The 17,698-nt window shown below is 70.1% G+C and carries 12 protein-coding genes; 4 read left to right on the top strand and 8 right to left on the bottom strand.

What is annotated here, in order from left to right; genetic code table 11:
- Window positions 1–44: 44 nt before the first annotated feature.
- The gene (locus F9C11_RS32620) at window positions 45–5,126 is read right to left on the bottom strand and encodes a COR domain-containing protein (protein WP_409181198.1); all 5,082 of its coding nucleotides are present in this window, start codon (window positions 5,124–5,126) and stop codon (window positions 45–47) included.
- A 115-nt stretch (window positions 5,127–5,241) separates the two neighbouring features.
- On the opposite strand from F9C11_RS32620, the gene F9C11_RS32625 reads away from it, so the two are divergent.
- Window positions 5,242–6,870 (top strand): GMC family oxidoreductase, encoded by a 1,629-nt coding sequence (locus F9C11_RS32625; protein ID WP_409181199.1) that lies wholly within the window; start codon window positions 5,242–5,244, stop codon window positions 6,868–6,870.
- 16 nt (window positions 6,871–6,886) lie between these two features.
- On the top strand, window positions 6,887–8,461 hold the full coding sequence (locus F9C11_RS32630; RefSeq protein WP_409181200.1) for a succinic semialdehyde dehydrogenase: 1,575 nt from the start codon (window positions 6,887–6,889) through the stop codon (window positions 8,459–8,461).
- Here F9C11_RS32630 and F9C11_RS32635 read toward each other — a convergent pair.
- The gene (locus F9C11_RS32635) at window positions 8,448–9,110 is read right to left on the bottom strand and encodes a TetR/AcrR family transcriptional regulator (RefSeq protein WP_409181201.1); all 663 of its coding nucleotides are present in this window, start codon (window positions 9,108–9,110) and stop codon (window positions 8,448–8,450) included. The genes F9C11_RS32630 and F9C11_RS32635 overlap by 14 nt on opposite strands.
- 82 nt (window positions 9,111–9,192) lie before the next feature.
- Here F9C11_RS32635 and F9C11_RS32640 point away from each other — a divergent pair, with 82 nt between their 5' ends.
- The gene (locus tag F9C11_RS32640) at window positions 9,193–10,689 is read left to right on the top strand and encodes an acyl-CoA synthetase (RefSeq protein WP_409181202.1); all 1,497 of its coding nucleotides are present in this window, start codon (window positions 9,193–9,195) and stop codon (window positions 10,687–10,689) included.
- 30 nt (window positions 10,690–10,719) lie between these two features.
- Here F9C11_RS32640 and F9C11_RS32645 read toward each other — a convergent pair whose 3' ends face one another.
- Window positions 10,720–12,504 carry a gamma-glutamyltransferase family protein gene (locus F9C11_RS32645; protein WP_409181203.1) on the bottom strand — a complete coding sequence of 595 codons (1,785 nt, stop codon included), beginning with the start codon at window positions 12,502–12,504 and terminating at the stop codon, window positions 10,720–10,722.
- A 71-nt stretch (window positions 12,505–12,575) separates the two neighbouring features.
- On the opposite strand from F9C11_RS32645, the gene F9C11_RS32650 reads away from it, so the two are divergent.
- On the top strand, window positions 12,576–13,475 hold the full coding sequence (locus F9C11_RS32650) for a LysR family transcriptional regulator (RefSeq protein ID WP_409181204.1): 900 nt from the start codon (window positions 12,576–12,578) through the stop codon (window positions 13,473–13,475).
- Here the strand turns inward: F9C11_RS32650 and F9C11_RS32655 are convergent.
- From F9C11_RS32655 to F9C11_RS32675, 5 genes are all read right to left on the bottom strand, one after another.
- Window positions 13,418–13,855 carry a lasso peptide biosynthesis B2 protein gene (locus F9C11_RS32655; RefSeq protein WP_409181205.1) on the bottom strand — a complete coding sequence of 146 codons (438 nt, stop codon included), beginning with the start codon at window positions 13,853–13,855 and terminating at the stop codon, window positions 13,418–13,420. The two genes, F9C11_RS32650 and F9C11_RS32655, sit on opposite strands and share 58 nt — an antisense overlap.
- A complete protein-coding gene (locus F9C11_RS32660) occupies window positions 13,852–14,103 on the bottom strand; it encodes a lasso peptide biosynthesis PqqD family chaperone (RefSeq protein ID WP_409181206.1) in 252 nt (83 codons plus the stop codon). Before F9C11_RS32660 ends, F9C11_RS32655 begins: the two co-directional genes overlap by 4 nt.
- Window positions 14,087–15,892 (bottom strand): asparagine synthase-related protein, encoded by a 1,806-nt coding sequence (locus F9C11_RS32665; RefSeq protein ID WP_409181207.1) that lies wholly within the window; start codon window positions 15,890–15,892, stop codon window positions 14,087–14,089. The genes F9C11_RS32660 and F9C11_RS32665 overlap by 17 nt, the downstream gene beginning before the upstream one ends.
- 20 nt (window positions 15,893–15,912) lie before the next feature.
- On the bottom strand, window positions 15,913–16,050 hold the full coding sequence (locus F9C11_RS32670; protein ID WP_409181208.1) for a lasso RiPP family leader peptide-containing protein: 138 nt from the start codon (window positions 16,048–16,050) through the stop codon (window positions 15,913–15,915).
- Window positions 16,051–16,213: 163 nt separating this feature from the next.
- Window positions 16,214–17,659 (bottom strand): YbiU family protein, encoded by a 1,446-nt coding sequence (locus tag F9C11_RS32675; protein ID WP_409181209.1) that lies wholly within the window; start codon window positions 17,657–17,659, stop codon window positions 16,214–16,216.
- Between the last annotated feature and the right edge of the window lie 39 nt (window positions 17,660–17,698).

The following is a 17,698-nucleotide window of genomic DNA, read 5'->3' on the forward strand; positions in this document are numbered from 1 at the left end:
CGCGGCCGACGTGCGCGGGGTCGCACCGAACGGAGCAAAGGCGCTCACGCGGGGTCGCGATAGAACGCCAGGTGCTCCGGGCACGGGTAGAGGGTGAGACCCTCCGGCGTGTCGTAGCGGGACAGGCCGCCCCATTCCTCGTCCGGGTCGAGTTTGCCGAGCATGGCTTTCAGCGCGCGGAAGTCCGCGTCGGTCTTCGCGTGCGGTTCCGGGAGGTCGTCCTCCGGCCGGTCCGCGCCGGGCAGCACGCGCTCGCGGTGCAGGTCCTTCGGCAGCTGCGCGGCCAGTTCCTTCATCAGGTCGCAGTCGGATTTCAGCTGCTCGTTCAGCACGCCCGCGGCCACGCCGAGCACTGGTCCGGCGAGCGGCGCGGCGTGTTTCAGCACCCGGATCAGATGCTCCAGATACGGCCCGAGCTTCACGAACCAATCCCGCGGCTGCGCCACCGAGTAGACGCCTTTGTCGCCGTCGAGCCGGTGCCAGGCGCCGGGTTCCTCGCAGTAGAGGTGGATCTCGTACGGCGAGCCGGTGATCCGCCGCCGCCCGGCCGGGACGACCGCGAACACGCTGGGGCAGCGCGCTTCCTGCTGCTGCTGCGCGAGCCGCTGCAGGCGCAGGAACATCCGCTGGTGGTAGTCGCTCTGCTCCTCCAGCCGCTCGCCGAACCGCTCCACCGTCCTAGCCAGCTGCTCCACGGACGCCCGCGTCGAATCGCGCTCGGCCGGGGCGAGGCCGAACAGCAGCTCCGGCACCGAGACCTGCTCGCCGGAGCGATGGCATTCGATCTCGTGCCTCGGCGGCGTGCGTTCCAGCCGGGCGCGCAGGTTCTCGTAGTCGAACAGCTCCGGGCAGTCCGGCTCGCACCGGCACGGCACGCGGCGCGTGATGTTCAGGCCGGGGAACCGTTCCAGGGTCAGGTTGAGGCCTTCGTCGAGCACCATGAAGAAGCCGACCGGCGACGGCCCGCGCACGGTCAGCTCGACGGTGTTGTGCTGCCGGTCCGCGCTCACCAGCGCGAGGTGGCGGCCGTCGCGGTGGCCGAGCAGCGCGCCGGTGCGCCAGTGCACGTCGCGGCTGAACCGGTGCGACCGCGCGATGAACCACGTCGGGATGCCCGGCGGCATGGTGTTGAGCTGGTAGATGACCTTGATTTGCTGGGAACCCTCCCGCACGGCCGCCCATTGCCCCTCGTACTCCGGCGGATTCCACTGCAGCCGTTCGACGACCAGGCTCAGGTCTCCCCCGCCACTCGACTCGACGCGATACGACAGGTCGTATTTGTCCATCATGCCGAGGAAATGGTCGCGGATCCCCGTGTCGAGGTCGTGCCAGAGCGCGGTCAGGTGTTCCCGGGTGAGCAGCCCGTGCTTTTCGGCGACCTCGTCGCTGTCGAGCACGCGGCTGATGTAGTCGTTGACCCACGAGGGGCGCAGCACGACTGTTTCCCGCAGTTCGGGATCCTCCGGGTAGTAGAGGATGTCGCCGAGTTCGTGCAGCGCCCGCGCGATGAACCGGCTCGGCTCCGCGCCGGTGACACCAGCGTCGGCGATGATCCGCCACATCCGGCTGACCGTGATGTGGTTCTCCGGCACCGCGCGCACCGCGTCCGCGGCGGTCAGCCAGGAGGTCGGCCATTCCGAACCCATGAGCGGCAGCTCCGCCGCGTGCTGCGCGAGAAGGTCGCGAAGTTCGCCGACGCCGTCCCGGGTCGCGTTGTCGACGTGCACGCTCGCGACGATTCTCGGGTATTTCGACCGCAATTCGGCGAGCGGCAGATCGACCGGACGACCGTGGATGTGCGTAGCCACGAGAACGATCGGCGATTCCGGCGCGCGGGCGGTGATGATATCGAGCCAGTAATGCAGTTTTCCCTGTTCCCAGCCCAGCCGCGAATTCCACAGCAGGACGAACAGGGAGCGGTTGGTGAGGAAGAACTGGTGGGTGGCGTGATAGATCTGCTGGCCGCCGAAATCCCAGGTGCTCAGCCGCATCCGGACGTCAAGACCGGGATGGTCCAGCAGCAGGTCGCGGACCAGGAGGCCGTGCGTGGAGGGTTCGTCGGGGTCGTGCTCGTCCTCGGCGAGGGCGCGGACCAGCGACGTTTTACCGACGCCTCCTTCTCCGACGACGAGGAGCTTGGAAACCCATTGCGCGGTGCTGCCGCGTTCGCATTCGCGGAGGAATTCGAGCACGGATCCGGACCCGCTGGCGGTGATTTCCGGGGGCGGGCTGATGAGCGGGTTTCCGGAGACGGTGAGCGTGGCGAGGCTGGGCAGCTCGCAGAGGGCGGCGGGGAGGCTGCGGAGCCGGTTGTCGGAGAGGAGGAGAGTGGTGAGGCGGTGCAGGTACGGCAGGCTTTCCGGGAGGGCACCGAGCTGGTTCCCCCGGACGTCCAGGTCGCGGAGGCTGGCGAGGTCGCCGAAAGATTCCGGCAGCTCGGAGAGGAAGTTCCCGGCCAGGGACAAATTCTCCAGCATGACCATACGGGCCAGATCGTCCGGCAGGCGACGCAGCTGGTTGGCCGTTAGGTTGAGCGTCTGGAGGCCGCCGAGCGCGGTCAGGCTGGCCGGCACGTCCGCGAGGTCGTTCCGTTCCGCACGCAACCGGCGGAGTTTGGCCAGGTCGCCGATGTTCTCCGGCAATGCGGTGAGACAGTTCCCGTCCACGTGAAGATTCACCAGGTCCGTCAGGCCGGTCAGCCAGTCCGGCAGCCGCGTCAGCTGGTTGTTGCTGAGGATGAGATGCCTCAATCCGGTGAGCTGCCCCAGCGTTTCCGGCACCTCAGCGAGCGAGCACCGGGCCAGGAACACCGAGCGCAACCGGGTCAGCCCGCTGAAGTCGAAGGCGGCCAGGTCCAGCGGGTTCCCGTCCGCCGAGAGGTAGCGCAGCCCGGCGAAACCGCCCAGCCACGCAGGCAGTTCGGTGATCCCGATGCCGTCCAGTTCCAGCATGGCGAGGCCGGTCAGCTCCCGCACCGTCTCCGGCAGCCGGCCCAGCGGGTTCGAGCTGAGCCACAGCTCGGTCAGCGCCGGGTACAACCCGAGCCAGTCCGGCAGCTCGGCCAGCTGATTGTCCCGCACGGAAAGCAATTCCAGGCGGTTCAACCCGGCCAGTTCTGCGGGCAGGAGGGTCAGCTTGTTGCTGTCCAAGCGCACCTCGGTCAGGCTCGCGAGTTCCGGAAACCAGGCGGGAAGGTCCGCGATCCGATTGTGGTTCAGGCTGAGACCCTCGAGATGACGCAGGCCGCGCAGGCACTCGGGCACCGCTTCGAGATCGCTGCGCCCGAGGTCCAGTCTCGTCAGCGTGCCGAGATCGCCCAGCCATTCCGGCGCCCCGCTGAGCCGGTTTCCTCCGATCGACAGATCCTGAAGTTCGGTGAACCGGCGAACCCAGTCCGGCACCTTCGCGATCCGGTTGCCGGTGCACGAAAGCACGCGCAGGCCGGCCAGCGGGGCGACCTGAGCGGGCAGCTCGGCGAGCCGGTTGTGGTCCATCAGCAGGTCAGTCAGCCCGGTCAGGCGGGCGAAGGAACCGGGAAGCTCCGTCAACTGGTTCGAGGACACCTCGAGAACCCGCAACGACGCGAGGTCGCCGAACCACTCGGGCAAGGATTCCAGCCCGCAGTTGCGGATGCTCAGCTCGGTCAGCTCGGTCCGGCGCAGCCACGAAGGCAACTCGGCCAGCGGCACGGAGTCGAGGTACAGCTTGGAGAGCTGGGCGAGGTCGCCGAGCCAGTCCGGAATTTCGGCGAGCGGGGTATTGTCAAGCCGCAGTTGTTCGAGGCTCCCCAGCCGCGCGAGCCAATCCGGCAGCTCGCGCAGCGGATTGTTGTTGAGCCACAAGGTGTCGAGCCCGGTCAGCCCGCCCAGCCACCGCGGCAGCTTGGACAGGCGACATCCGGCGATGCCGAGCGTGGTCAGGCCGGTCAGCTCGCCGAGCCACTCGGGAAGCCCGTGCAGCACGTTGCCGCCGATGTGCAAGCGGCGGAGACCGCGCAGGCCGCGCAGCGACTCCGGCAGCTCGGCCAGCCGGTTGTCGTTGAGCCACAAGGCTTCCAGCTCGGTCAGCTCGCCGATCCACTCCGGAACCTCGGTCAGCCTGTTCTGGTCGACGTAGAGCAGGGTCAGCCCGGTGCAGCCGCGGACCCACGCGGGAATCTCGGCCAGGGCGCAGTCGCTGAGCGTCACGGTCGTCAGGCCGGTCAGCGCCGTCAGATGCGCGGGAAGTTCCCGGAGCGGGTTCGACGCGAGGTTCAGCCCGCGGAGCCCGGACGGCAGCGGCGGCACCGTGCGCAGCCGGTTCCGCGCGACGTCCAGCACGGTCAGGTTTTCCCGTCCGCCGATCCAGTCCGGGAGTTCGGTCAGCCGGTTGCCGTTCAGGTCGAGTTCGGCCAGCCGGTCCAGCCCGGCGAGCCATTCCGGGACCTCGGCCAGGTGCAGGCGGGCGAGGCCGAGTTCCGTCAGCCCGGTCAGTTCGCCCAGCCAGGCCGGCACCTGCGCCAGCGGGTTGTCGTCGAGGTACAGCTCGTCCAGCGGCAAGCCCCGCAGCCAGTCCGGCAGCTCGGCGAGCGAATTGCCGTGCAGGAACAGCTTCGCCAGACCGGAGATCTCGCCGAGCCAGTCCGGGAGGGTTTCGAGCCGGTTGCCGTCCAGGTCGAGGCGGGTCAGCCTCGCCAGGCCGCGCACCCATCCGGGGACCGCCGTCAGCCGGCTGGAGCCGAGATCGAGGGCTTCCAGGCTGGTCATCCCGCCGATCCACTCCGGCGGCTCCGCCAGCCGGTTCACCGAAACGCACAGCTCCGTCAGGTCCAGCCCGGCCAGCGTCCGAGGCAGTTCAGCGAGCCGGTTGCGGTCGACCTCCAGGCTTCGCAGCGTGGACATCTCCCCCATCCGCTCCGGTAGCCGGACGAGCCGGTTCAGCCGGGCGTTCAGCGCCCGCAACGGCAGCTCCGTCAACCACTCCGGCAGCTCCCGCAGGAAGTTGTCCTCCAGCACCAGCTCTTCGAGACCGCCGAGCTCCGCCACCCGCGGCGGGACCTCCGCGAGATGCAGGCCCTGCAGATCGAGCGTCTTCTCCCCGCCCGCGAGCGCGGCGTCGATGCGGCGGTTCGCTTCCTCGGTCCCCATGCGGCCCAGTCAATCAGGTTCGCCCGCGAGGCGTTGCGCGTGCGACGGGAAAGCTATACCGTGCCTGAACTAGAACAGGTTACAGTTTCGGCGGGGCGCGGGACGAGGAGCGGACATGGCAGCCAGGGTGGCCCGAAAGAGCGAAGCCGACTACGTGGTCGTCGGGTCGGGCAGCTCGGGGGCTGCCGTCGCGGGGCGGCTCGCGGAGTCCGGGGCCAGCGTGATCGTGCTCGAAGCGGGCAAGAGCGACAACCAGCTGCTGCTGCGCAAGCCGGGGCTGGTCGCGCCGTTGCACGCGGTGCCCCAGCTGAAGAAAATGAGCGACTGGGGGTACTACTCGGTCCCGCAGAAACATGTTCTCGATCGGCGCATGCCGGTGCCGCGGGGGAAGGTGCTCGGCGGCTCCAGTTCGGTCAACGGAATGGTCTACGTCCGCGGCAACCGGGCGAATTTCGACTCCTGGGCGGCGGAAGGCAACACCGGCTGGGACGCCGACAGCGTCAACGCCGCGTACAAGCGCATGGAGGACTTCGAGGACGGCGAGAACGCCTTCCGCGGCGCGGGCGGGCCGATCAAGATCACCCGCAACAAGATCCCGCAGGAAGGCACGCTGCAGTTCCTCGACGCGACGGCCGACGCGATCGGCTGCGAGATCATCGACGACTACAACGGCGCATCGCAGGAAGGCGTCAGCCGGATGCAGCAGAACGCCGCCGACGGCCTCCGCTACAGCGCCTCGCGCGGCTACCTGCACCACCTCGCGCCCCGGACGCTCGAGATCCAGTCCCGCGTGTTCGTGCGGAAAGTCGTGATCGAGAACGGCCGCGCGACCGGCGTCGAGGTGACCGACGCCAACGGCAAGCGCCGCACCGTCCGGGCCGGCAAGGAGGTCATCCTCTCCGCCGGGTTCGTCGGTTCGCCGCAGCTGCTGATGCTGTCCGGGATCGGGCACGCCGAGCACCTCAGGGAGCACGGCATCGAGGTGCTCGCCGATCTGCCGGTCGGCGACAACCTGCACGACCACATGTTCCACGCGCTGACGTTCCAGGTGTCGTCGTGCAAGAACAAGGGCACCGCGCCGTACTTCGCCCGCGGGATGGCCCGGGAACTGCTCAAGCCGGGTTCGACGTTCCTGGCGAACTCGGTGTTCGAGGCGCTCGCGTTCCTCAAGACGTCGCAGGCCGGGGACGTGCCGGACCTGCAGCTGCACCTGCTGCCGTGGGCGTACGTGTCGCCGAACCAGGACGCGCCGGTCCGGCATCCGGTCGACAAGCGGCCGGCGCTGACCGTGCTCACCACGCTGATCTACCCGAAGAGCCGCGGCACGATCCGGCTCGCCTCGGCGGATCCGGCCGCGGCTCCGCTGATCGACCCGCAGTACCTCTCCGACCCGTCCGACCTCGAGGTGCTCGGCGAGGGATCGGAGATGGTGCGCGAGATCTTCGCGTCGAAGGCGTTCAAGGGCTCGGTCAACGAGGAGATCCACCCGGGCCGGCACCTGCGCGGCCAGGAGCTGCGCGACGCGATCCTCAACCGCGCGACCTCGGTGTACCACGGCGTCGGCACCTGCCGGATGGGCGTGGACGACCTGGCTGTCGTCGGGCCCGACCTCAAGGTCCGCGGGATCGACGGGCTGCGGGTCTGCGACGCCTCGATCATGCCGTCGATCACCGGCGGCAACACCAACGCGCCCTGCATCATGATCGGCGAAATGGGCGCGCAGCTGGTCCTTTCCGGCAACTGAACAGGAGCGGAAGACCATGACCCTCAGCCCGGTCCGGCCCACCCGCCCGGCTTCGACGACCGACGACTTCCTCCGCCGGCTCGTCGCGCGCGTGCCCGGCTCGGGCGGTGCGGTGTGGCCGCTCACCGAGGTCTACACCGGCGACGTCCTGGTGGACCTGCCGCAGTCGACGCCGTCCGACATCGAGCAGGCTTTCGCCACCGCGCGGGCGGCGCAGGCGAAATGGGCCGCGACGCCGCTCAAACAGCGGCTCGCGGTATTCCGGCGGGCGCATTCGCTGTTCCTCGACCGAGCACGCACGATCGCCGACCTGATCCAGGTCGAAAGCGGAAAGAACCGGCGGATGGCGATCGAGGAAACGTGCGATCCGCCGATGGTCATGAGCCACTATCTGCGACGGGCGCCCAAACTGCTCGCCCCGGCTCGACGCGGCGGGCCGGTTCCGCTGGTGTCTTCGTCGACCGAGATCCGGGTGCCCAAGGGCGTGGTCGGAATCATCGCGCCGTGGAATTTCCCGTTCGCGACCGGCATTTCCGACGCCATTCCGGCATTGCTGGCGGGCAACGCGGTGGTGTTGAAGCCGGACAACAAAACCGCGCTGTCCCCGCTGTACGGCGTGCAGTTGCTCGAAGAAGCCGGGCTGCCGCACGGCCTGTTCCAGGTCGTGTGCGGCGAAGGCCCAGATGTCGGCCCGACGCTGATCGACCAGGCCGACTACGTGATGTTCACCGGCTCCACCGCCACCGGAAAGGTGATCGGCGAACGGGCGGGCCGGAACCTGATCGGCTGCTGTCTCGAGCTCGGCGGCAAGAACCCGATGATCGTGCTGCCGGACGCCGATTTCGCCGACGTGGTGCCGGGCGCGGTGTTCGGCGCGTTCGGCAACACCGGGCAGATCTGCATGCACATCGAGCGGATCTACCTGCCGGAGTCGCGTTACGAGGAATTCAAGGAAGCCTTTGTCGCCAAGGCTTCCGCGCTGGACGTGCGAGCGGCTTACGATTTCGGGCCGGAAATGGGTTCGCTGGTCTCGGTGGACCACATGAACCGCGTCAAGTCCCATGTGGACGATGCGGTCTCTAAGGGCGCGACCGTCCTGTGCGGCGGACGTCCCCGGCCGGACCTCGGCCCGGCGTTCTTCGAGCCGACCATCCTCGAAGGCGTCACGAAGGACATGCTGTGCGGGGTCACCGAAACCTTCGGCCCGGTCGTGGCGCTGCACCGCTACCGGACGGTGGACGAGGCCGTCGAGCTGGCCAACGACACCGACTACGGCCTGAACGCTTCGCTATGGGGCAAGGACATCCGCGCGGCCTCCGCGGTAGCGGCCCGGCTGGAGACGGGAAACGTCAACGTGAACGACAGCCTGGCGACCGCGTACGCCGCCAAGGGAACCCCGTCCGGCGGCGTGAAGACCTCCGGGGTGGGCGCCCGGCATGGGGACCAGGGTCTGCTGAAGTACACCGACGTGCAGAACCTGGCGGTGCTGAAGAAGCCGGTGATGAGCCCGCGGCCGGGGCAGAAGTACGAGAAGTACGTGGAGGGAATGCTGTCCGGGCTGAAGATGATGCGGCGGCTCAGGATCCGGTAGTGTCCGCAATGGACTGATGCACGACCTCGGCGATCTTTCCGTCCACTCCGGTCAACCCCCCGAGCCGGGTGCGACGCGTCAGCAACCCGCCGAGGACCAGGTCGACCAGCTGCGCACCCACCTGCTCCGCCGGCACCGGGCCGGCCGGGTCGAACCACGTCCACGCCCAGTGCGCCGACCCGAAGATCAGCAGGCTCTGCACCTCCACGTCACACGGCCGGAACTCCCCCGACGCGACCCCTTCGGACAGCGTCGCGCGCACCAGCTCGAGGTATTCCGCGCGCAACCGGCGGCCCTCGGCCATCGCTTCGTGGTCGGCGAGCCGGACGACCTCGCGCTGGAAGGCGACGGTCGCCTCCCGGTCCACCACCTGGTACAGCACGAACGCGTACAGCAGCCCGGCCAAGCGCTGCGTCGGCGTCGCGAGGCGGTCGCGGATCAGCTTGGCCTCGGCGAGCCTCCGGCGCAGGTACGACTCGTGCAGCGCGGCGAACAGCCGGTCCTTTGTGCCGAAGTGGTGCACGATGGTGCCCTTCGACAGCCCCAGCTCGCCGGCGATGTCGGAGAAGTTCGTGGCGTCGTAGCCGCGTTCGGCGACGCGGCGGGTGAACGTCGCCAGGATCTCCGCGGCGCGGCCTTTCGGTGGCATCGGCCCACTGTAATCGAAGTTTGACCACTGACCGTCCGTACGGTTACCTTCGTCGGGGTCCCGGAGACGAAGGAGTCTCGGCATGGCATCGAGCTTGGCGCACTGGATTTCCCGGCGCAGTACCGTCACCCCCGAGTCGGTCGCGCTCGTCGCCGCGGAGACCGGCGAGCGGATCACGTACGCCGACCTCGAAAGCCGGGTCGCGCGCCGGGCGGCGGGGCTGCGCGAACTGGGCGTGCGCAAGGGCGACCGGGTGGCGTTGCTGGGCTTGAATTCCACCGGTTACCTCGAAACGCTCTTCGCCGTCGCCTGGCTCGGCGCGATCACGCTGCCGATCAATTTCCGGCTCACCGCGGCCGAAATCGAGTACCTCCTCGACGACGCCCGGCCGGTGGTCGTAGTGCACGACGGCACCTTCGCCGCGCTCGCGCGAGAAGCCTCCGGCGGCCGGACTCTGGTCGACAACAGCGAACTTCCCCGCGAGGACCGCGTCGAACCCGAACCGACCGGGCCGGACGAGGTCGCGGTGCTGATGTACACCTCCGGCACCACCGGCCGGCCCAAGGGCGCCATGCTCACCCACGGCAACCTGGAGGCGAACGCGATCAACGTGCTCACCTCCGGGGAAGGCATCCTCCCGTCGGACCGCACGCTCACCGTGGCGCCGCTTTTCCACATCGGCGGGCTGGCATTGTTCACCCTGCCTTTGCTCTACGCGGGCGGAACGGTGGTGGTCGCGGGCAAATTCGATCCGCAAGAGACACTCGCGCTGCTCCAGCGGGAAAAGATCACCGTCCACTTCATGGTTCCCGCGATGTGGGCGGCGATGACGCAGGTCCCGGACTTCGATTCCTACGATCTGTCGCGGCTGCGCTATCTGCTGTGCGGCGGCGCGCCGTGCCCGCTGCCGGTGATCGAGTTCTACGAGAGCAAGGGACTGACCTTTGTGGAGGGTTTCGGGATGACCGAACTCTCCCCCGCCGCGCTGGTGCTGGAATCGGCGTTCGTCCGCTCGCACGCGGGCTCCGTCGGACGGCCTTTCCTGCACGTCGAGGCCCGGATCGTCGACGAACGCGACGACGACGTTCCCGCCGGGACAGTCGGCGAACTGGTGCTGCGCGGCCCCAACGTCTTCGCCGGGTACTGGGGCCTGCCCGAAGCGAGCGCCGAAGCCCTGCGCGGCGGCTGGTTCCATTCCGGCGACTTAGCCCGTGCCGACGCCGACGGATTCGTGACTTTGGTGGATCGCAAGAAAGACATGATCATTTCCGGCGGCGAGAACGTCTATCCGATCGAGGTCGAGCAGGTGCTGCACCGGCATCCGGACATCGCCGACGTCGCGGTGATCGGCGCGCCGGATCCGCAGTGGGGCGAAACCGTGGTGGCAGTGGTGGTGCCCGCGAACGATTCGCTCGACGGCGACACGGTGATCGCCTATTGCCGGGAACGGATCGCCGCTTTCAAATGTCCCCGCCGAGTCGAAATGGTGGACGAGCTTCCGCGCAATGCCACCGGGAAACTGCTCAAACGCGAACTCCGGGCCCGCTACACCGATTCCGCCGCCGCAGTTTCCCGGTAGAGGTGCGGCCTGGCGACCGTCCGTGAGGGGTCACCGCCCCGCGGCATACCCCTGCGCGCCACGCGAATTCGCCGCCGCCGACAACACCCCGGTCTCCGGATCCTTCGCCACCGCGCACAACCGCCCCTCCGACCAGGGCTCGCCGACCGTCACCGCATGGCCCCGGCTTTCCAGCGCGGCGATGACGTCCGCGCCGATCCGCGATTCCACCGTCACGCTCCCCGCCGCCATGCCGCGCGGGTAGAACGAGCCCGGGAAGCTGTCGGTGTGCCAGTTCGGCGCGTCGATCGCGCCCTGCAGATCGAGCCCGCCGCGGACCTTTTCGCGCAGCGCCGTGCCGAGAAAGAAGTGGAAGTTCCACTGGTCCTGCTGGTCGCCGCCGGGGGTGCCGAACGCCAGCACCGGCACGCCGTCGCGCAGCGCGAGCGACGGCGAAAGCGTGGTGCGCGGCCGTTTGCCCGGGGCGAGCGAGTTGGGCAGGCCCGGGTCGAGCCACGCCATCTGCAGCCGGGTGCCCAGCGGGAAACCCAGCTCCGGCACCACGGGATTGGACTGCAGCCAGCCCCCGCTCGGCGTCGCGGCGATCATGTTGCCCCAGCGGTCGACGACGTCCAGATGGCACGTGTCGCCGCGGGTCAGGCCGTCCTTCGCGACGGTCGGCTCCCCCGCCCCGATCGCCGACGCGGTGACCCCGCCGCCCGCGACGTAGTGCGCGTGCCGGCTCAGCCGGGGCGTGCGGCCTCCGGGACTGCCCGGACGCAGCTCGAACGACGCGCGCTCGCCGATCAGCGCGCGCCGGGTTTCGTTGTACTCCGGGGAAAGCAGCGCCTCGACGGACACGTCCGTGCTGTCGCCGTACCAGGCTTCGCGGTCGGCCATCGCGAGCTTCGTGCCCTCGATGAGCCGGTGGTAGTACTCCGGCGTCGCGTACTCCAGCTCGTCCGGCAGGAGCGCGAGTTGCTGCAGGAACGCCGGACCTTGGCTCCACAGCCCGGGTTTCGCGACGGTCCAGCCGTTCCAGGCGTAGGTGACCGGGTCCTCATACGTCGGCCGGAACGCGGCGATGTCGTCGGCGGTGAGGGTGCCCGCGTGCCGTTCGCCGGACGAGTCCATGGCCGGTTTCGCGGCGAAGGCGGCGAGCGCTTCGGCGACGAATCCTTCCCGCCACGCCTTCCGCGCCGCCTCGATCTGCGCTTCCCGGTCGCTTCCGGCCGCCTCCGCTTCCGCGATCAGCCGGCGCCAGGTCTGCGCGAGCGCGGGATTCTTCAGCAGCCCACCGGGTTTCGGCGCGACCCCGCCGGGCAAGTACAGCTCGGCCGACGTCGTCCATTCGTTCTCGAACAATTCGCGGACGGTCTCCACCGTCGCACCGACGCGCTCGACCGCGGGATGACCGTCCGCCGCGTAGTGAATGGCGTACTTGAGGACCTCGCGCAGCGACTTCGTGCCGTGGTCGTGCAGCAGGAGCAGCCACGCCTCAACCGCGCCGGGCACCGCGGCGGCGAGCGGGCCGGTGCCGGGGACGAGGTCGAGGCCGAGCGAGGTGTAGTGCTCGATCGTCGCCCCGGCGGGCGCGGGCCCTTGCCCGCACAGCACCTTCGGCGCGCCGCCCGCCGGCGCGAGGATCATCGGCACCTCGCCGCCGGGCCCGTTGAGATGCGGTTCCACGACGTGGAGCACGAACGCGCCGGCGACCGCGGCGTCGTAGGCGTTGCCGCCGTCCTCGAGAACCGCCATCGCGGCCGCCGAGGCGAGCCAGTGGGTGGACGACACCATGCCGAAGGTGCCCTGCAACGTCGGGCGCGTCTGGACCATGGCCCTATCGTCGCGCGTGCGCTGGCGGTACGTCAAAGACATCTGAGGCACCAGTCCGATAGCGTATCGCTATGGAACGCCGCCAGCTGGAGTACTTCGTCGCGATCGCCGAGCACGGCGGGTTCACGCACGCGGCGCGGGCGTTGCGGGTGGCGCAGCCGTCGTTGTCGCGCGCGATCGCGAAACTGGAACAGGACCTTGGCGTCGAGCTGTTCCACCGGGTCGGGCGCAACGCGGTGCTGTCGAACGCCGGCGAACTGCTGGCCGAGCGCGCCCGGCTGGTGCTGCGCGACCTCGACGCCCTGCGCGCCGCCGCGCGGATGGCGGGCGACGGGCCGGCCGGGCGGATCGACGTCGCGGCCACGTCGTCGTCCGCGCTGGAGCCGGTGATCAGCATCGTCGCCGAGATGCGCACGCGGTATCCGGGCGTGCTGGTGAGCACGTCGGCGGCGTTGTCGGCGGCCGAGGTGGTGGCGATGGTGGTGCAGGGCCGCTGCGAGGCCGGGGTGTGCGGGAGCGCGGAACGCCCGGTCGGGCCGGGGCTGGTCGCGCATCACCTGCGGGACGAAGAGCTGCTGCTGGTCGCCCCGCCGGGCACGGAGATCGGTTCGGACGGGGCGGTGGAGCGGTCTGCGCTCCGCGGCATGCGGTTCGTCGTGACCACGTCGCCGACCGCGGTGCGCGGGTTCTTCGACCGCCTCGCGGCGACGGTGCCGGACCTGTCGATCGCGGCCGAAGCAGGCGACCGGAGCGTGGTGCTGCCGATGGTGCTGCGCGGGATCGGCGCGAGCCTGATGCCGGACGGCTGGGCGGACCTGGCCCGCCGGGCCGGGGCGGAGGTGCTGCGGTTCTCGCCGCCGGAAACGCTCCCGCAGTGGCTGATATATCGGTCGGGGCCGATTACCGCGGCAACTCAGGCGTTTGTGGACATCACCCTCGCCGCAGGAGGAACCGACAGCATCGGCGCGTAGTGGCCGTCCGGATAAGGCTCCCCGACCGCGTGGCCGTCGGCCTCGATCCAGGCGTGCGCGGCGAACGGGCTCGTGCGGACGCCAGTGCACCAGGTCGGCCAGGAACCCCGCAGCCGGCACAGGAGCGCGGCGGCGATCGAGCGTTGCAGGCAGCCTTGCCCGGCGCAGCGGAGGCTGACCGAAACGACGTCTGAGCGGGCCGCGGAAGCCTCGCCCGTGGTGGCCGGTCGCGCTCCGCGGCGGGCGAATTCCAGGACTCGGCGCAGGCGGGCGGGACGCAGCTTCGCCAGCGGACGAGCCAGCGCGACGGCGAGCAACGGCATCGGGCGACGGCGCAGCGGCAGGCGGGTACGGGTGGCGAGCGCGACTGGGGCGGTCATGGCGTCACCAGCCCGGCGGACCGCAGATGGTCGACCACCGCAGCCACGTCCTTCTGCGCCACCGCCTCGTCTATCCCGTGCCGAGCCGCCAGTTCCGCCGCGACGACCTCCGGATCGCTGCCGTCGAGAAGTCCTTGCAACACCGCGCTTCCGGTGGAGTTGAGCTGCCAATACCGACCGGACGTCAGGTCCAGCAGGACCGTGCCGTCCGGAGTTCCGGCGGCGGTCACCTCAGGGGGCAAGCGCATCGAGCCTCCTCGGGGACGGGCGATCGGCGGCGCGAAGCCACGTCTCGCATCCGATGAGCGGTTCCAGGGCGGCGACCACGCGGTAGTCCCGTTGCGGCGCGAGCACGGCGGCCCGCAGCCGGTCCGGGTCGAGGAGACCGCGCGCGGCCAGAGCGGAATCCTCGAACAGGCGCAGGACGGCGGTCTGGTTGCGGCGCAAGCCCTCCCGGATGTCCGCGCCGAACTCGCCTTTCGTCGCCCGGCCGAGCACGGCGTCCGGCACGATCCCGCGCATCGCCTCGGCCAGCAACGGTTTGTAGCGGCCGGGGTCCGCCTGCTCGTGCCGCCGGACGCGCAGGACGGCCTCCACCACCCGGTCGTCGAAGAACGGCAACCGCAGTTCCACCCCGGCGCCGGCGAACAGCCCGGCGGTCAAGCGGTACTGCGCGGCGGCCGAGCGCAGGACGAGCAACGCCTGGTGTTCGCCGGGATCCCGGCCGAGCGGCCGGGCCTCGTTCGCGGTGCGGTGCAGGACTTTCCGCGCCAAGGCCAGGCCGTCGGCGGTGAGCCCCGGCTGGGCCCGCAGCGGCGCGACGCCCCAGCCGAGCACCGGGCGGCGGGCCGGGCTGACCGGATCGGCGAGGTGCGCGGCCTGCTGCCGCCACCAGCCGGCGACGGTTCCCGGCCGGAGAAGCTCCGCCATCGTCCCGAACAGCGGCCAGCGCCGGAGCGCCGCGTGTGCGCGGACCTGCCGCATCGCGGCGACCGGGCGACGGCGCAGCAGCGAGTGCAGGTATCCGGGCAGCGGGCTGAACAGTTCGTCCCCGCCGTGCCCGGCGAAATGCAGTTCGGATCCGCGTGCGGCCACTATTTCGGCGCTGTACCGGATTCTGGCCGCGGAACGGGTGAACGCGTAGGGCTCGTCCGCGTCGACCGGCCGGTCCGGATCGGCGAAGACGGCGGGCAGTTCGCGCTGCGGGACGATCACGTGTTCGGCCCGGTCCAGCGCGGCGATGGACCGGGCGGCGAACTCCGCGTCGTCGTTGCCCGCCTCCGCCTCGGCCCAGCGGAAGGTCAGCAGCTCCGGATTTTCCCGGGCGGCGAGGAAACACAGCGAGGTCGAATCCATGCCGCCGGACAGGTCCGACGAAACGCGTCCCGAGGGGACTGTCTCGGCCAGCGCGGCCCGTACTCCCTCGGCGCCGCGGGCCAATGGCTCGCGGGCGAGCGGCGGCCGCCACCACTGCCGCACCCGCGTCCGCCCGTCCGTCCACAAGAGACAGCTTCCGGGATCCACCGCGGACACTCCGGTATACAACGGCCGTTCGTTCAGCGGCGGCGGAAGCTGTAGTCCGCACGCCATCCGCGCGGCGAGCAGCTCTTCGTCCACTGAGGACCCCACCAGGCCGGCGAGCAGATCAGCCCGGTCGGCGGCGACCGGAACCCCGTCCACCCGGCAATGGAACACCCGGCGCAATCCGGTCGCGCTGCCCTGGAACCGCACTGCACCGTCCACAGTGGCCACCAGGTGGAACGATCCGGGCAGCGCGGCGGCGATCCGGTCGAGGTCGGCCGGCGCGGACACCCCGGCCGCGAGCTTTTCGAGCCGGGCAGCGGCGACCGGGCAATGCCCGATCACCGCCAGCCGCACCGGCCCGGCCGTCCCCACCGCCACCTCGGCGCGACGCCAACGGCCGACGAGCCAAGGCCTCCCGGACGCGTGGGCGTGCACCTGGGCGTCCGCCCACGGCCGCCGGATCCCCGCCGCGGCGGGAAGATCGGGCAGCACCAGAAATCCCGGCCCGCTCATCGGCTGCGCTCCTGCCCGGCTCAGGAGCCGAAGAAGCCCATCGTGTCCGACAGGCGGCCCCCGAAGCCGAGGGTGTCGTCGCTGAATTCACCGACCTCGACCAGCGCGGGCGGCGTGTACTCGGGCAGTTCGCGAACCTGCTCGTCCTGAACGTCCATGATGCCTCCGTTGTTCGGCTCCGGCGGCCGCTGCGACCGCCGTCTCCCGACACTGGCACGCACCGGCCGGCCGCGGCATCCGGGATTTCCCCCGCGTACCACCAGCTTTACCTCGCAGTACCGGACCCGGCCGTACCACTGGCCCGAATGGACTAGACCACTGTCATCCGATGCCGAGCCCGCGCCGTCCGGTCGCGTTCAGCCGCGCGGGAGCGAACCGGTCCGGCCAGGACCGCTCGTAATGCTCGGGCGGGAAATCCGCGGGACTGGAACCCGACTCGAACGCTTCCCGCACCGACCCGGCGTACGCCTCGTTGCGCGGGCACCACGGCGCGGCCGGGATGTACATGACATTGCCCCAGCCCTGCTGGTCCTTCACCGGCGCGACGCTGTGGATCAGAGCGCAGTGCCACCACACGGAATCCCCGGCCCGCACGTCCGGGATGCCGCTGGAAGCCCGCAGCAGCAAGGAATGCCATTTCTCGCTGGCCGGGAACACCTGGTTCACCGTGACGCCGCACATGTCGTCCTCCGGCACGTCGGCCAGCAGCGGGCGGAGCATCAGGTAGCCCATCGCCTCCGGAATCGGCACCGTGTGCAGCACGCCCTGGTCGTGTTTCATGTCGGAAAGCGCGGTCCAGCCCTGGAAAGTGCGGAACACCGAGCACATCGTCGAGCCCTCGAACTGCGGCCCGGCGGTGCGGTGCGCGGCGTCCCACGGATCGTAGGACTCGACGGTGCCGTCGAACAGATGCCGGAACGCCCGCTGGTACGCCTCGGTCATCCAGAGGTCCAGCGTGCCCGGGTCGAGGTGGGCGCCGAGACCACCGGAATCCACGCCCGGCGGACGGCGGCGGATGCGGTCCGGGTACAGCGAATCCCGGCCGGGGTCGAACCACTGGACGCCGTCGGATTCGGAGCGCCACCGCGCGTTGAGGAACGCCTGCACGCGCGCCATCCGGTCGCTTTGCCGCGCCTCCATCTGCGGCGGGGACCAGTAGATCGGGTAGATCTCCGGCCGCGAACCGACGGTGCCGAAGAAATCGTCCCCAGGACCGCGATAGTGCTCGAAGAACCGGTTGCCCTCTACGTAGTCGACGATCCTCTGGTCCCAGGCCAGCGCCTGCTCGCGCGGGAAGTGCCCGCGCACGACGAGGCAGCCGCGCTTCCGGAGCCGGGCGAGGTCTTCTTCGGAGACTCGGCCCGCCTCGATGTCGGCGTAGTCCAGCACCGGCCAGATTTCCTCGCCGCACCGCCTCCCTGGCGCGGCAGCCGTCGCCACGCCGGTGCTCGGCGCGTTCCACGACGTCCTGCTTGTTCGTGCGCGCCACGCGCATCCCGAGGTGCGGATCGATCGGCAGGTCGGCCGAGGCCAGTACGGACAACGTGTCGCGCCCGGCGGTCGGCGCGCACACCAGCTGCGTGCCCGCGTTCCACGCCCGCGCCGGGGTTCCTTCCCAGCCGCGCACGACGGTGACCGCCTGGGACCCGGCCAAGTGCCCGACGACCCACACGACCTCGAAGATCCCTTGCGAGGAGTCGTGCAGCTCGATCGGCAGGTACTTGCCGGGGCGGCGGGGCTGTAGTCAGTGTCGACGTCGGCGAACACGGCGGCCGAGAGCGTGGTGTCCGAACGGCCGGCGCGTTC

It is taken from the genome of Amycolatopsis sp. VS8301801F10 (assembly GCF_046195355.1).
Taxonomy (GTDB): Bacteria; Actinomycetota; Actinomycetes; order Mycobacteriales; family Pseudonocardiaceae; genus Amycolatopsis.